Below are 14,657 nucleotides of genomic sequence, written 5' to 3' on the forward strand. Positions count from 1 at the left end.
ACGCTGGTATCGGCACCGGTGCCGGTGGAGGGCGCCATCGGCGCCTGCGCAAAGGCGGTCGCGCTGATCAGACCCGCGGCCAGCGCCGCCAGGGCGGTTCGGGTGCGCACAGTCAGGTTTCGGGACATATCGGACCTCTTGAGTTGTTATCGAACGAAGCCCGCGGCCGATGGGGCCGCGGGGACGACGGTGGCGGCACGCGATCGAAGGATGCTGCCGCCCGCTCGATTTTTGATGGCAAGCGCTCGTCGCCGTTTCCGCCTTTCAACAACTCCTTACAAATGGCCGAAAGACCGACAGCGCGTTCCTACGCGGCGCGCGCCGGCTGTCCTACAAAACGCCGATCCCCGCGCGCGGCGGGGATCGGCGTTGATACGACGGTAGGGTGCAAGCCCGTGCGGATCAGGCGCGCTTGGCCTTGATCGCGCTGTACTGGTTCATATAGCGATACTTGCCGAAGTGGTAGTGCGAGCGGTACCAGCGGCCTTCGACATGCAGGCCGTTGAACAGCACGCCCTTGACGTCGCCGCCGGCATGGCGGATTGCCTTGTCGGTCGCCTGCAGCTCGCTCGCCGTGGTGACATCGGCGCGCGCCACCAGGAAGACCGCACCCGCCCTGCTGGCCAGGATGCCGGCATCGGCCGCCGCCAGCACCGGCGGCGAATCGATCAGCACCACGTCGTAGCGCGACTTCAGTTCATCGATCAGCGCCTCCATGCCCGGGCTGTTCAGCATGTCGGCCGGCTGTGGCGCCTGCGTCCCCGTCGGGATGAAGTCCAGCCCCGGGGCGACCTGGCGCTGCACCACCTTGTCCAGCGGCGTGCCGAGCAGCACGTCGCTCAGCCCCGGCGAGCGGCGCGAGCCGAAGCGGTGGTTCAGGCCGCCGCGGCGCAGGTCGGCGTCGACCAGCGCGACGCGCTTGCCGCCGGCACCGAGGATCGCGGCGAAGTTCGCGGCGATGAAGGACTTGCCGACGCCCGGTGCGGGGCCCGTGATCACCACGATGCGGTTGCGGCTCCCGACCAGCGCGAACTGCAGCGCGGTGCGGAAGCTGCGCAGGCTTTCCATCGCCGGGTCCTCGGGCTCCTGCAGCGCGAGCAGGCCAGGCAGCGGCCTGGCGCCGCCGAACTTGCGCGCCTGCTGCTGGCTCTGCGGGATCGTCGCGTAGACCGTCAGGCCGGTATGCTGCTCGATCTCGTCGGCATCGGTCAGTCCGCCGTCGAGCGAGCGGCGCACCACCACCATCAGCAGGCCGGCCAGCACGCCCAGGCCCACCGCCACCGCGACGATCAGCGGGCGATTCGGCCGCACCGGCTTGAGCGGCACGCTGGCCGGATCGACCAGGCGCGCGGTGCCGACCTTGCTCGCCTTCATCAGCTTGAGTTGCTGCACGTCGTTGAGCAGGGCCTGATACAGCTCGGTATTGACCTTGACGTCGCGCATCAGGCGCAGCACGTTCTGCTCGACATCGGGCAGGCGCTGGATGCGCCCGGTGACGCCGTTCAGCTGCGCGGTCAGGCTGTCGATCTGGCTGTCGATCGCGGTGATGCTGGGGTGGTCGCCGACAAAGCGCATCGCCAGTTCCTGCCGCTTCTGCTTCAGTTCCTGCAGGCGGGTCTGGATCTGCACCGACTGCGCCAGGATCAGCTTCGATTCCTCGCTCAGGTCCACCGTGCCGCGCTGGTTGCGCATCGCGTTATAGCGCGATTCGGCGGCCTCGACCTGCTGGCGCAGCTGCGGCATCTGGCCCTGCAGGAATTCGAGCGATTTCTCGGCTTCGGCGGCCTTGCGGCGTACGTTCTGCTCGACATACTCCATGCCGATCTCGTTCAGGATCGCCGCGGTCAGCTGCGGCGAATCGCCTTCGAGCGTGACGCCGATCACGCCGCTCTGCTTGCCGCGTTCCATGATGTGAAGCTGCTGCTGCAGGCGGGCGATCGCGGCCAGCCGCGGCAGATGGCGCAGTTCGAACTGCGCGCCGGGACGGCCATCGAGCTTGCTGATGGTCAGGTTGACCGGGCCGTAGGCCGTCTTCACCGTCAGCGGCTCGCCGACCTTGCCGTTGGCCCGGGCCGGATCGCTGGCGAAGCTGACGCGGTAATCGCCCTTGCCGAGCGCGGTCACCGTGATCTTGCGCTCGTCCATCTCGGCCGGCACCGTCAGCTCGCTGACCGCGATCGATTCGCTGCCCCAGGCGAATCCGCCCCAGCCGAACAGGCCCGGCTGCGACAGCTCGCTGTTGTTCTGCGCGATCGCGCGGCCCACGATCGGGAAGTAGCGCGGCGACGCCTCGATGTTCAGCATCAGGTTGTCGACCGCGCGCCCGACCACCATGCGCGACTGCAGCAGCTCGATCTCGGCGGAGGCGGCCGACTTGACCTCGATCACCGGCGAGATCTGCGCGGCCACGCGGTTGGTCGCCGCGGTGGTGTTGGTGCTCTCCTCGATCTGCACCATGATGTCGGCGCGATAGACCGGGCGCGCGATCAGCGCATAGATCGCACCGAGCGCGATGACCAGGCCCGCCACCGTCAGGAAGGTCCAGCGGTATCGCGCCAGCACGTCGAACCAGGAGGTCAGATCGACCATGCCATCGCGCTCGTCGGCGCGCTCGGAGTGGGTGCTCCGGATGTTGTTGCTATTCATGATGCCTCCCCGTGACATTCGGCCGGCGCAATGGCTCTTATGCGTACCGACCAGGATTCGATGCCCGTCTTGATCAAGCCGAGTGCGATGGCGAACATGCTGTGCGAACCGCCGAAGGGATCGGGCACGTCGGCCGCGATGAACTCGCAGATGCGATAGACGCGGCCGCGTGCATCCGGAAACCGGCGCTCGACCTCGTCGCGCTGCTCGAGGTCCATCACCAGCACCAGATCGGCCCAGTCCACCAGCTGCGTGTCGACGACGCGGGCGCGATGCCCGCGCAGTTCATGCCCCTCGGCGGCCATCAGCGCGATCGCGCACGGATGCGCCGCCGCGCCGACTGGCGGTGCCAGTCCGGCGGAGGCCACCTCGCACGTTGGCAGCGCCTGCCGCAGCAGCGCTTCGGCCATCGGACTTCGACAGGTATTGCCGATGCAGACCACCAATATGGTTCGGATCATCGCGCCCGCCTATCGGACCACGCCGGCCGTGCCGATCACCGGCTGGGTCGACGGAATCAGCAGGTTGATGACGCGGCTCCAGCGCACCAGTTCGCGGGCATCGACATAGACGACGTCCTTCGGCTCGAGCTCGAATCCTTCTGCGATGGCCAGGGCCACCGGCGAGCTGCCGTCCAGGTGGAACACCTTCGGCTCTTCGCCGGCGGTGGTCTTGCGGATGACGTAGATCTGGTCGGCGCTGGCCGAACTCGGATTCACGCCGCCGGCATCGCCGAGCGCCTCGTTCAGCGTCATGCGTCCGTTGCGCATCAGCAGCGCGGTGGGCCGCAGCACTTCGCCGGTCACGAACACCTTGCTGTCCTCGCGCTGTTCGACGCGCACGATGTCGCCGTTGCGCAGCAGGATGCGCGACGGGTCGACGCCCTTGGCCAGCAGCGCCGGCATGTTGATGTACCAGCTGCGCTCGCCGCGCGTCACGCGGATGCGGCTGCTGTCGCCGGTCTGCGTCAGCACGCCGCCGGCGCGGTTCAGCGCCTCGACCAGCGTCATCGGCGCGTCGTCGATCGGCAGCATGCCGGGCGTCTTGACCTCGCCGTCGACATAGACGCGCTGGCTGCGGAAGGCCAGCACGCGCACCGTCATCTGCGGGTCGCGCACCACGCGCGACAGCGCCTTGGCGATCTGGTCGCGCACCTCGTTGGCGGTCTTGCCGCCAACCTTCATCACGCCCGCGTACGGGAACTGGATGTCGCCGTTGGGACTGACCACATAGCCGGGCACGTTGGCGCTGCCGCCGGTGGCGGGCAGCTCGTAGGCCTGGCCGATGCTGTAGGTCTGCGTCGGGAAGACCAGCTCGGGGTGGTCCCACACCACCACCGAGATGATGTCGCCCGGGCCGACGCGATACGGCTGCGGCGCGGCGAACAGCTCCTCGACGTTCTCGTTCTCGCGGCGCGAGTTGTTGCGCAGCTCGCGCACCAGGTCCATCGTGATCGGCGTGATCTTGGGCACCGCATCGGGGCCGATGGCGGAGACCGGCGCCTGCTTGTCGAAATACATGCCCGGCGAACTGGCGCAGCCGGCCAGCAGCGCCGCCGCTCCCATCGCGCCGGCCGCGACCAGCCCCGCCACTGCTCGACCGCGGCGCACACTGCGTGGACCGCGTTGCTGATGCTGTTCCAATGCTTTCATGGCAACCTCCCCCCACTGCGACTTGCACATGGACACGCGCACGGCCATGTCCCCCGGATGCTGCCATCGTGTCCGCGCAGGCACTGGGTATCGGTGCGTTGTCACACATTTGATGCGGAGTGGATCGGGAGCCCAACGCAAGGGGAACGAAAGGGGTTGGCGAGGACGCGCTTGCCAGTGTTCGAACTCGCGCAAGCGCGCGTATCACGCAAAAAAAACGGGCCGGATTTCATCCGGCCCGCCTTCGTTCGAACCCCGCCTGGCGTCAGCGCATGCCGCCTCCGGCCTGCAGCGGCAGTTCGGTAATCTCCGCGCGTTCGTTCGCCGGACGCGGCATGCGCGTGACCGACGCAACCGGCGCCGCGCCGTCGCCGTTGACCCATTCGAGCTTGGCACCGCGTTGCAGCGCGGTGTAGACCGCCTCGCCCTTGTTGCGCACCTTCAGACGCTGGTACAGCGTGCAGGCGTGGCTCTTGACCGTGGCCACCGAGATATTGAGCATGCGGCTGACGGTCTTGATCGGATGGCCGCGCGCCAGCAGCACCAGCACCTCGTACTGGCGCGGCGTGATCTGCAGCATTTCGGCTTCGTCGTAGTAGGTCGCTTCCGCGCTGCCGGTGTCGACCGGTGCGGGACGCGGCGCGGCCGCGGCAGCGTGCGGCGGCACGATGCCGCTGCGCGAAGACGCCGGCATCGCGGGATGCGGCGACACGGTGGCGCTGCCCGTCATCGTGGGGCGCACGCCGAGCGAGGGCGGCGCGACCACCGGACCCCCATAGCCGGCCGGCAGCGAGGACGACAGCGTGCCCGCCGCGCCGTTGCCGCGCACGAAATAGCCGCCCACCATCGCCAGGCGAATGGCCGCTTCGAGCACGGCGAGCGAGGCGGACTTCGGCAGGCAGCCGCACACGCCCTGCGCCATGGCGGCAGCCGGAACCTGCAGCGGCACCATATCGGAGAGCAGCAGCACGCGCTGGGCGTTGAGCACGCGGCGGACCTGGGTCAGCAGTTGCCAACCGGCGTCGACATCCTGCGGCATGCCGAACACCATCAGGTCGGTATCGCCGTCGGTGCCGTCAAGAAGAGAGACATCGGCGGGATCGATCGCGATGACCTGATCGATCCCCTCGATGCGCTCCAGCATCTGGTGCAGGCCCAGCCGGAGCAAGGGATGGCTTTCAATCAACAGTGCATTCATGTTCTTTTTCCCCCGTATCTGTGGGCGGAAAACAGGTAAATACACTGGTGAATGCAGTTGCCTCATCGCAGGCGACTTCCCGGCGAAGCGGCTCAGGCCTTCCCCCCGTCTGTCGGTCTCGGCATCACCAGGCCACTGTGGTGCGCCGGCCCCGATAGCCGACCCTGTTCCCCACCCCAAAACATTTATCTTTAATCCGTTTAGGGCATCTTATGGGTTGAGTCAGTCGAAATCAAGTCACCTCCCAGGGACCCGGAAGGATGGGATTACCCCCACTTTTCATAATCCGGTAACCCTTGATCCATAAGCGTTTCCAGCCTCCCCAAATGGGTGAGAATAAATGCGCCCATTAGAGTTTCAATAATGAAACAACGCTCGTTCGATAATGTTTCAGCGTTGAAACTCGTGTCATCGCCGATGGCGTTCCCATCGCAGTAGATCCAGCCTCGCCCGGGCCATCGATACAGCGCTGAAACAGCAGCGGCCCGCACCGTCACGGATCGCGCCGCGCACACGGACGGGGCCCCACGAACGGGGGGCCCGCCAAATGGATGAGTGGGTTCTCCACCATCAGGATGATGACCGCGAGGCAGGGCGCATCGTCCCTCCCTCCACCCTGCTTCCACCCTTCTGCCGCCGTCCTGCCGCCGTTCGTGCGGAGGGCATCCGCCCGGCGCGGGACCCTGTCGCGCCACGCCCGCTGGGTGCGCCAACGAACAGAGCTTGCCCATCGCGCTGCCTACGCTTTGTGGCACGGAGCGCCGCCCGCCAGCACGGCGCGTCTTGGCGCGGCATGTTCGTCGCTGTGCGCCATCCCATCCTGCTGCATGCCGATACGGTCAGGGCCATGAAGCTTCTTCACATCATTGCGACTATCAATCCGGCCGGCGGCGGCCCGATCGAAGGCTTGCGGCAGTTGCGCATGCCGCTGGTCGAACGCGGCGTGCATGTCGATGTCGTCTGCGGCGACGATCCGAATGCGCCATGGGTGCGCGAGAGCGAGCTCAACGTGATCGCGCTGGGGCCTTCGAAGGGCATCTACACCTATAACCCGCGCCTGCTGCCGTGGCTGCGCGAACACGGCACGCGCTACGACGCGGTCATCATCGAAGGTCTCTGGCAGTTCCACAGCCTGGCCGCGCTCTGGGTGCTGCGCGGCAAGGTGCCGTATTACGTGTTCACCCACGGCATGCTGGACCCCTGGTTCAAGACCCGCTATCCGCTCAAGCATCTGAAGAAGCTGGTGTACTGGCTGCTGTTCGAGCGCCGCGCGCTGCGCCATGCCACCGGGGTGCTGTTCACCTGCGACGAAGAGCGCCGGCGCGCGCGCCTGTCGTTTCCCTGGTACCACTGCACCGAACGCATCGCGTCCTATGGCACCGCGCAGCCCCCGGCCGACGACGGCACGCTGCGCGCGGCCTTTCACGCGGCCTTTCCGCAGACCGAGGGCAAGCGCATCGTGCTGTTCTTCGGGCGCATCCACGAGAAGAAGGGCTGCGATCTGCTGATCGAGGCCTTCGCGCGCGTGGCGAACGTCGATCCCGCGCTGCAGCTGGTGATTGCCGGCCCGGGCGCGCCGGCGTTGCGCGAGGACCTGGAGATGCTGGCCGAGAGGGTCGGCGTCGCCCCGCGCGTGGTGTGGACCGGCATGCTGTCCGGCCCGCAGAAGTGGGGTGCCTTCCATGCCGCCGAAGTGTTCTGCCTGCCCTCGCACCAGGAGAACTTCGGCGTCGCGGTGGTCGAGGCGCTCGGTTGCGGCGTGCCGGTGCTGATCTCCGACAAGGTCAATATCTGGCGCGAGATCGAGGCGGACGGCGCGGGCATCGTGCGCACCGACACGGTCGACGGCACCGAACAGGCGCTGCGCGAATGGCTGGCCGCCGACGCGGCCACGCGCGCGCGCATGCGCGCCGCCGCGCCGGCCTCGTTCGCGCGGCGCTTCCAGAGCAGGCAGGTCGGACAACGCCTGCTCGACATCATTCAGGGCCGCGCCGATGGCGCGCCGCCGGCCGACCGCGATTCCGGACCGGCGCTTTCGCATGCGGCCCCTTAGCGGTTGACCGGGAGACTGACATGCGAGAACTGATCCTCAATGCCGACGATTTCGGCTGGGATGCCGATACCTGCGACGCCACCATTGCCTGCTTCGAGGCCGGGCTGCTGACCAGCGCCACCATCATGACCGGCCGGCCGGCGTCGCAGCAGGCGTACGACTACGCGCGCCGCAACCGGGGGCGCTTCTCGTTCGGCCTGCATTTCAACATGGTCGACGGCCATCTGCCGCATGCGGGCCGGACCTCGTCGCTGTGCACGCCCGACGGGCGCTTTCGCGCCAGCCATCGGCAGCGCGTGCGCGCGCTCGCCTGGATGCTGTCGGAGGACGATATCGCGCGCGAGTTCCGCGTGCAGCTCGAAGAGCTGCGCAACCACGGCGTCGAGGTGACCCATGTCGACAGCCACGGCCATCTGCACAAGTTTCCCATCGTGATCAGCGCGCTGCGCACCGAACTCGAACGGGCCGGCCTCGAATGGGTACGGCGGCCGCAGAACTTCTACTTCACCGCCAATCCGCGCCAGGCGGTGATGAACAACTATTGCCAGCGCTACTTCAACGGGCTGCGCCATACCCATTACTACGGCGCGATCAATCACGACAACACCGACTGGGTCGCGCGGCTGCCGGAGCTGCTGCGCGACGGGCTCACCGAGATCTCTGTCCATCCCGGCTTTGCGGAGCCCTGGCGGCGCTGCGAGACCGAACCGCTGGTCAGCGCCACCGAGTTGCGCACGGCGCTGCAGCGCGCCGGCATCGCGCTGCGGAGGTACGGCCAATGACCGCTCCGCTGGCCCGTAGCCTGCCGGCGCAGGCGGTGACGCGTCCCGATACGCCGCAGGCCGCCGCCGACGGCGCGCATGCCGTGCCGTGCAAGACCGCCAAGGTGTCGGTGCTGATCCTGACGCTGAACGAGGAGAAGAACCTCGCACGGTGCCTGGAGTCGGTGTCGTGGTGCGACGATGTCGTCGTGCTGGACTCGTACAGCACGGATCAGACGCTGGAGATCGCGCGGCGCCACGGCGCGCGCGTGTTCCAGCGCAAGTTCGACAACTGGTCGGCCCATCAGAACTGGGCCAACGAGAACATCGACTTCAAGCATCGGTGGGTCTACTACTCCGACGCGGACGAAGTGGTCAGCCCGGAGCTGGCGGTGGAGCTGCGCGAGATCGCCGACCGGGTGCCGGGCGACGAGGCCGAAGCGCCCGTGGCCTACCGCGTGCGCTACAAGAACTACTTTCTCGGCAAATGGATCCGCTTCGCCGGCGGCTATCCAATCTGGGTGCTGCGCTTCTTCCAGCCGGACAAGGTGCGCTGGGAGCGGCTGGTCAATCCGGCGCCGGTGGTCGACGGGTCGGTCGGCTTCCTGCGCCATCATTTCCTGCACTACAGCTTCAACAAGGGCTTCGACGCCTGGTTCGACAAGCACAACAAATATTCGATGGGGGAGGCGCTGGAGACCATCCGCAGTCTGGACGAGGACAAGTTCCGTTTTTCCTCGCTGTTGGCCTCCGATCCGCCGGCGCGCCGGCGGGCGCTGAAAGAGCTGTCGTTCCGCCTGCCGATGCGGCCGGTGGCGCGCTTTCTGTACCTGTACCTGCTGAAGTTCGGTTTCATCGACGGGAAGGCCGGATTTCATTACTGCGTGCTGGTATCGATCTACGAATACATGGTGGTGCTGAAGGTACAGGAGCAGCGAAGACGGGCGATGCAGTTACCCCTGTAGCCGGCGTGCGCCGCCACCGCTGGAGAGAACCATGCGAGTGGCCTACGTGACGACGTACGACGCTTCCGATCCCCACGCCTGGTCGGGATCGGCAAGCTATATCCCGCGCGCGCTGCGCAGCAGCGCGATCGAGACCGAGGTGATCGACAAGGTCGACGAGGGGCCGGTGCTGGCCTGCCTGCTGCGCGCCAAGGCGCTGGCCTATCGGCGGCTGTTGCGGCGCGACTACCAGCGCGACCGCTCGCCGACGGTGGCGCGCCGCTACGCGCAGCGCGTGCAGCGCCGCCTGGAGGGCGCGCACTGCGACGCGGTGCTCAGCCCCGGCACGCTGCCGGTGTCGTGCCTCGACACGGACCGTCCGATCGCGATCTGGACCGACGCGACCTTCGACGGCATGGTCGGCTTCTATCCCGGCTTCAGCAACTTCTGCAAGGAAACGCTGCGCGACGGCCATCGGCTCGAGCAGCAGGCGCTGTCGCGCTGCCGCCTGGCGATCTTCAGCTCGGAATGGGCCGCGGCCACCGCGCTGCGCCACTACGACGTCGATGCGGCCAAGGTCAAGGTGGTGCCGTTCGGCGCCAACCTCGAATGCAGGCGCACCTCGCAGGATATCGAGCGGATCGTGCTGGGCAAGGACTACCGCGTCTGCCGGCTGCTGATGGTCGGCGTGGACTGGATGCGCAAGGGCGGCGAGACCGCGCTGGCCGTGGCGCAATGCCTGAATCGCCGCGGCCTTCCGACCGAGCTGCATGTGGTCGGCTGCCGTCCGCCGTACGAACCACCCAGCTTCGTCAAGCTGCACGGTTTCGTGCCCAAGAGCACGGAAGCGGGCCGGCGCCACTTCGAGCGGCTGATGAGCGAGGCCCATTTCCTGCTGCTGCCCTCGACCGCCGAGTGCTACGGCGTGGTGCTGGCCGAGGCCAGCTCCTTCGGACTGCCGTCGCTGGCCACGCGGGTCGGCGGCATTCCGACCGCGGTACGCGATCGCCGCAACGGCATGACCTTCGAGCTGCAGGCCGATCCGGCCGAGTGGTGCGACTACATCGAGCGCGTGTTCCAGTCCGCGCCGCACTATGGCGCGCTCGCCCGCGGCGCGTACCGGGAGTACGCCGAACGGCTGAACTGGCGCAGCGCCGGCGAGCAGGTCAAGCAACTGCTGCGCAGCCATTGCGCCTAGCGGCACGCGCGGCCGCCACACTGCGCGGGCATCCCACGAAAAGTAACTTGACCTTTTATGAGGTCGAGGCAACAGTGCGACGCCATGTTGGACGCTACATTGTCTGCACAAGAGGACCTTTGGTTCGCAACACGTTGCAGGGCGATCGACGATGACTGAAAAGACCGTACTGGTCACCGGGGCGAGAGGCTTCTTCGGCGGTTACGTCGTGGAGCACTATCTTGCCGCGGGCTGGCGTGTGGTCGGCCTCGGCCACGGCAGCCCGGGCAGCGCCTGCGCCGGCCGCGTGGTCTGGCACCAGGCCCCGGTCAGTCTCGAGCGCCTGGAGCGGCTGGAGATCGAGCCGGATCTGCTGGTGCACTGCGCCGGCGGCGGGTCGGTGTCGGCATCGCTGCGCGATCCTTTCGGCGACCACGCCCGCACCGTCGACTCGACCGCCGCCGTGCTCGAATACATCCGGCGGCATTGCCCACGCACCCCGGTGGTCTATCCGTCCAGCGCCGCGGTCTATGGCAACGCCGCGCATCTGCCCGCCAGCGAAGGCAGCACGGCGCCGCTGCGGCCGGCCTCTCCCTATGGCATGCACAAGTTGATGGCCGAGCAGTTGTGCGCGTCGTATGGCGCGCACTTCGGCGTGTCGGTGGCGGTGGTGCGCTTTTTTTCGCTCTTTGGCGAGGGGCAGCGCAAGCAGCTGCTGTGGGACGCATGCCGCAAGATCGGCCAGCGCGACGACCTCTATTGCGGCACGGGCGAGGAGAGCCGCGATTGGCTGCATGCCGAGGATGCGGCGCGCCTGGTGGCCGCGGTGGCGGCGCAGGCGTCGCCGGCCTGCCCGATCTACAACGGCGCCAGCGGCACGACCACCACGGTCAGGCAGGTGCTGACGCTGCTGTATCGGGACCTGGCGCCGTCGCGCCATCCGCGCTTTTCGCTGGCGGTCCGTCACGGCGACCCTTGCGACCAGTGCGCCGATATCGGTCATACGCTGAGCACCGGCTGGGCCCCGCAGATCCGGCTCGAAACGGGCGTGCGGCGCTATGCCCAATGGTTCGAGGCAGTGTGCGATGACTAGGGTCGGTTTCGTTTTCGCCTTCCAGGATCGCGGCTGGCTCGGCGGCATCAGCTACTTCCGCAACCTGCTGTGGGCGCTGCACACACTGCCCGGACGCACGATCGATCCGGTGATCCTGACCGGCGAGCGCACGCCGGCGGACCTGCTCGAAGGCATGCCGCCGCTGCCGGTTCATCGCACGGCGCTGCTCGATCGCCGCCGTCCGTGGTGGTACGTGCGCAAGGCCTGCCAGGCGGCAAGCGGCACGGACCTGCTGCTGGCCCGCTATCTGGCCCGCAACGGCATCGCGGTGCTGTCGCACCACAACCCGCTCGGACCGCGCGCCGGCGTGCCGACGCTGGGCTGGATTCCCGATTTCCAGCATCTGCATCTGCCCCAGATGTTCTCCGGCGAAGAGATCGCGATGCGCGACCGCCTGTTCGCGTCCTTGTGCCAGGGCTCGGCGCGCGTGCTGGTCAGCAGCCACGCCGCGTGCCGCGATCTGCAGCGCTGCTTTCCGGCGCAGGCGCATCGCGCCCGCGTGCTGCAGTTCGTGGCCAACATGAATCCGCTGGCGCCGGCGCCGCCGGTGTCCGAGCTGGAGCGCCGCTACGGCTTTCGCGGTCCCTACTTCCATTTGCCGAACCAGCTGTGGCAGCACAAGAACCACGGCATCGTGGTCGAGGCACTGCGCCTGCTGAAGCAGCGCGGGATCGAAGCGCTGGTGCTGTCGACGGGCCAGACCGCCGACCATCGGCAGCCCGGCTATGGCCAGCGCCTGCTGGGCAGCGTCGCGGAGGCCGGCCTGCAGCGGAATTTCCGCTTCCTCGGCGTGGTCCCGCACGGCGATCTGGCCGGCCTGATGCGTGGCGCGGCCGCGCTGATCAACCCGTCGCGCTTCGAAGGATGGAGCACCACGGTGGAAGAGGCCAGGTCGCTGAACAAGCCGATCCTGCTGTCCGATATCGAGGTCCACCGCGAACAGGCGCCGCCACGCGGGGTCTTCTTCGCCCCGGACGATGCGCCCGCGCTGGCCGACGCGATGGCGCAGGCGCTTGCCTGTCCGGCCTCGTCCGAGAGCGACGCCGAGCAGGCGCGCCTTGCCCGCGACGACCTGGCACGGCGCCGTCGCCGCTTCGCCGAGACCTACCAGCAGATCGTGATGGAGTTGAGCGCCTGAGCGCCTGAGCAGTTGAACAACTGAGCTCCTGAGCTCGTGAGCGCGGCGTCGCGCCGCCGCGTCACCCTGCGCCGCGGCTCGGCGGTTCAGTCCCTGCGACTCAGCGTCCCTGCGGCTTGCGCGTGCCGATTGCCCGCGCCGGCGTACCGCCGTAGACCGTCCACGGCGTCGGCAGCGATTTGGTGACCACCGAGCGCGGCGCGACCACCGCGCCTTCCGGCACGGACACCCCCGGCGAGACGAAGCTCTCCGCGCAGATCCACACCCGCGGCGCCAGCGTGATCGGCGAGGCGATCAGCTGGAAGTTCGGGCTGTTGTAGTCGTGCGAGCCGGTGCACAGATGCGTGCCTTGCGACACCACGCAGTATTCGCCGATGTCGATGCGCTCGATGTTGTACAGCGTGACGCCGTCGGCCACGCCGGCATTGTTGCCGATGCGCAGATTCCACGGTGCCCAGATGCGCACGCCCGGGTAGACATGGACATGGCGCCCGAGCTGCGCGCCGAACAGCCGCAGCAGCGCGGCGCGCCAGGCGTGTGCGGGCCGCGGGCTGGGACGGAACAGGAACAGCCAGACCCAGTTCCAGATCTGCCGCTGCACGCGGTTCCCCAGCGAGAACGAGGGGCCCATGGTCGGATCGTCTTGCGTAATCAGCATCGGCTGTCCCGGTAAGCGCGCGGCGCGCATGGGACGATGGTGTGCCGGGACACGCCGACGGTCGGTGCGGCCGGTCACAGACCCCGCGCCGTGGATGCCCGGCGGCCTGGAATGGGACTTGCACGAGCGGTGGATCGTGCAGGAGACCATTCATGCGGATCCATCATCTGAACTGCATCTCGACTTGTCCGCTGGGCGGGCGCCTGATGGACGGACGTTCCCGTTCGATCCTCGAGCGCGGCGAGCTGGCCTGCCACTGCCTGCTCGTCGAGCTGCCGGAGTGCCTGGTGCTGGTCGATACCGGCATGGGGCGGCGCGACGTGCAGGACCCGCGCTCGCGCCTGAGCGGCTTCTTCCTGACGCTGTTGCGGCCCGATTTCCGCGACGAGATGACGGCCTACCGGCAGGTGGAGGCGCTCGGCTTCGATCCGCGCGACGTGCGGCACATCGTGCTGACGCATCTGGACTTCGACCACGCCGGCGGACTCGACGACTTCCCCTGGGCCACCGTCCACCTGATGGCGGCCGAGCGCGACTATGCGCGGCTGCAGCGCACGTGGCTGGACCGCCAGCGCTTCCGGCCGCAGCAGTGGTCGACGCAGGAACGCTGGCGCACCTACGCACCCGACGTCGTCGAGCGCTGGTACGGCTTCGACCGCGTCCGCACGCTCGACGGTCTGCCGCCCGAGATCGCGATGGTTGCATTGCCCGGCCATACCTTCGGCCATGCCGGCATCGCGGTGCAGGCGCAGGGCGAATGGCTGCTGCAGGCGGGCGACGCCTATTTCCATCACGGCGAGCTCGACCCGGTGCGGCCCTACTGCACGCCGGGGCTGCGCTTCTATCAATGGATGATGGAAAAGGACCGTGAGGCTCGCCTGGCGACACAACGGCATCTGCGCGAGCTCAAGGAACGGCGCGACGGCCATATGACGGTCTGCTGCGGCCACGACGTGGTCGAGTTCGAACGGCTGTCGCGGCGCTCGGCGCGCGTGCCGGCCCGCGCGTTTGCCACGGCGCCTTGATCGCCCCCGGGCGCCGATGACGCGCGATGCGCGCCGGCCCCAAATATGCAAGCCCGTGGAGCAATTTCTGCAAGCGCTGCAGCGCGGCGCAGGAGCCCCATGTTGCAGGTGGCTCGCAAATACCGGCATGCGGCTTGCGTGGCGAGCGGGTAGATCACCACGACAATCAGGAGGGACAGCATGAAACCACGAGATCTGCTGGTGGTGGCCGCGTCTTGCCTCGCGCTGGCGAGCCAGCTCGCGATGGCGCAGGGCCGCTCGAGCGGCGGCAGCGGCAAGGCAGGATCGACC

12 protein-coding genes are annotated in these 14,657 nt (G+C 67.9%); 7 read left to right on the forward strand and 5 right to left on the reverse strand.

Annotated features, from left to right (window positions below; translation table 11 throughout):
- Positions 1 to 402: 402 nt before the first annotated feature.
- From AC6EI8_RS17110 to AC6EI8_RS17125, 4 genes are all read right to left on the reverse strand, one after another.
- On the reverse strand, positions 403 to 2,646 hold the full coding sequence (locus AC6EI8_RS17110) for a polysaccharide biosynthesis tyrosine autokinase (RefSeq protein WP_498382456.1): 2,244 nt from the start codon (positions 2,644 to 2,646) through the stop codon (positions 403 to 405).
- Positions 2,643 to 3,107, reverse strand: coding sequence for an arsenate reductase/protein-tyrosine-phosphatase family protein (locus AC6EI8_RS17115; protein ID WP_226106917.1), 465 nt, complete (start codon positions 3,105 to 3,107; stop codon positions 2,643 to 2,645). Before AC6EI8_RS17115 ends, AC6EI8_RS17110 begins: the two co-directional genes overlap by 4 nt.
- Positions 3,108 to 3,116: 9 nt before the next feature.
- On the reverse strand, positions 3,117 to 4,298 hold the full coding sequence (locus AC6EI8_RS17120; RefSeq protein WP_455423655.1) for a polysaccharide biosynthesis/export family protein: 1,182 nt from the start codon (positions 4,296 to 4,298) through the stop codon (positions 3,117 to 3,119).
- A 265-nt stretch (positions 4,299 to 4,563) separates the two neighbouring features.
- Positions 4,564 to 5,496 carry a response regulator transcription factor gene (locus tag AC6EI8_RS17125; protein WP_149318574.1) on the reverse strand — a complete coding sequence of 311 codons (933 nt, stop codon included), beginning with the start codon at positions 5,494 to 5,496 and terminating at the stop codon, positions 4,564 to 4,566.
- Positions 5,497 to 6,343: 847 nt separating this feature from the next.
- On the opposite strand from AC6EI8_RS17125, the gene AC6EI8_RS17130 reads away from it, so the two are divergent.
- From AC6EI8_RS17130 to AC6EI8_RS17155, 6 genes are all read left to right on the forward strand, one after another.
- Positions 6,344 to 7,549 carry a glycosyltransferase gene (locus AC6EI8_RS17130; RefSeq protein WP_150082810.1) on the forward strand — a complete coding sequence of 402 codons (1,206 nt, stop codon included), beginning with the start codon at positions 6,344 to 6,346 and terminating at the stop codon, positions 7,547 to 7,549.
- A gap of 20 nt (positions 7,550 to 7,569) precedes the next feature.
- Positions 7,570 to 8,331: a ChbG/HpnK family deacetylase gene (locus AC6EI8_RS17135; RefSeq protein ID WP_498382457.1), complete on the forward strand. Its 762-nt coding sequence runs from the start codon at positions 7,570 to 7,572 to the stop codon at positions 8,329 to 8,331.
- Complete coding sequence (locus tag AC6EI8_RS17140; protein ID WP_149318571.1) at positions 8,328 to 9,275, forward strand: glycosyltransferase family 2 protein; 948 nt, start codon at positions 8,328 to 8,330, stop codon at positions 9,273 to 9,275. The genes AC6EI8_RS17135 and AC6EI8_RS17140 overlap by 4 nt, the downstream gene beginning before the upstream one ends.
- A gap of 31 nt (positions 9,276 to 9,306) precedes the next feature.
- Complete coding sequence (locus tag AC6EI8_RS17145) at positions 9,307 to 10,452, forward strand: glycosyltransferase family 4 protein (RefSeq protein ID WP_226106913.1); 1,146 nt, start codon at positions 9,307 to 9,309, stop codon at positions 10,450 to 10,452.
- A gap of 151 nt (positions 10,453 to 10,603) precedes the next feature.
- Positions 10,604 to 11,524, forward strand: a complete 921-nt coding sequence (locus AC6EI8_RS17150) for an NAD-dependent epimerase/dehydratase family protein (RefSeq protein ID WP_226106912.1) — start codon at positions 10,604 to 10,606, stop codon at positions 11,522 to 11,524.
- Positions 11,517 to 12,683, forward strand: a complete 1,167-nt coding sequence (locus AC6EI8_RS17155) for a glycosyltransferase family 4 protein (RefSeq protein ID WP_498382458.1) — start codon at positions 11,517 to 11,519, stop codon at positions 12,681 to 12,683. The genes AC6EI8_RS17150 and AC6EI8_RS17155 overlap by 8 nt, the downstream gene beginning before the upstream one ends.
- 100 nt (positions 12,684 to 12,783) lie before the next feature.
- Here AC6EI8_RS17155 and AC6EI8_RS17160 read toward each other — a convergent pair whose 3' ends face one another.
- Positions 12,784 to 13,341, reverse strand: coding sequence for an LbetaH domain-containing protein (locus AC6EI8_RS17160; protein WP_149318568.1), 558 nt, complete (start codon positions 13,339 to 13,341; stop codon positions 12,784 to 12,786).
- 152 nt (positions 13,342 to 13,493) lie between these two features.
- Here AC6EI8_RS17160 and AC6EI8_RS17165 point away from each other — a divergent pair, with 152 nt between their 5' ends.
- The gene (locus AC6EI8_RS17165) at positions 13,494 to 14,366 is read left to right on the forward strand and encodes an MBL fold metallo-hydrolase (protein WP_498382459.1); all 873 of its coding nucleotides are present in this window, start codon (positions 13,494 to 13,496) and stop codon (positions 14,364 to 14,366) included.
- The last annotated feature ends 291 nt before the right edge of the window (positions 14,367 to 14,657 follow it).

This window comes from Cupriavidus sp. R6-3, from assembly GCF_059772245.1.

Coding starts and splice junctions, on each gene's coding strand:
- AC6EI8_RS17110 (WP_498382456.1), bottom strand. CDS start 2,646: ATGAATAGCAACAACATCCGGAGCACCCACTCCGAGCGCGCCGACGAG.
- AC6EI8_RS17115 (WP_226106917.1), bottom strand. CDS start 3,107: ATGATCCGAACCATATTGGTGGTCTGCATCGGCAATACCTGTCGAAGT.
- AC6EI8_RS17120 (WP_455423655.1), bottom strand. CDS start 4,298: ATGAAAGCATTGGAACAGCATCAGCAACGCGGTCCACGCAGTGTGCGC.
- AC6EI8_RS17125 (WP_149318574.1), bottom strand. CDS start 5,496: ATGAATGCACTGTTGATTGAAAGCCATCCCTTGCTCCGGCTGGGCCTG.
- AC6EI8_RS17130 (WP_150082810.1), top strand. CDS start 6,344: ATGAAGCTTCTTCACATCATTGCGACTATCAATCCGGCCGGCGGCGGC.
- AC6EI8_RS17135 (WP_498382457.1), top strand. CDS start 7,570: ATGCGAGAACTGATCCTCAATGCCGACGATTTCGGCTGGGATGCCGAT.
- AC6EI8_RS17140 (WP_149318571.1), top strand. CDS start 8,328: ATGACCGCTCCGCTGGCCCGTAGCCTGCCGGCGCAGGCGGTGACGCGT.
- AC6EI8_RS17145 (WP_226106913.1), top strand. CDS start 9,307: ATGCGAGTGGCCTACGTGACGACGTACGACGCTTCCGATCCCCACGCC.
- AC6EI8_RS17150 (WP_226106912.1), top strand. CDS start 10,604: ATGACTGAAAAGACCGTACTGGTCACCGGGGCGAGAGGCTTCTTCGGC.
- AC6EI8_RS17155 (WP_498382458.1), top strand. CDS start 11,517: ATGACTAGGGTCGGTTTCGTTTTCGCCTTCCAGGATCGCGGCTGGCTC.
- AC6EI8_RS17160 (WP_149318568.1), bottom strand. CDS start 13,341: ATGCTGATTACGCAAGACGATCCGACCATGGGCCCCTCGTTCTCGCTG.
- AC6EI8_RS17165 (WP_498382459.1), top strand. CDS start 13,494: ATGCGGATCCATCATCTGAACTGCATCTCGACTTGTCCGCTGGGCGGG.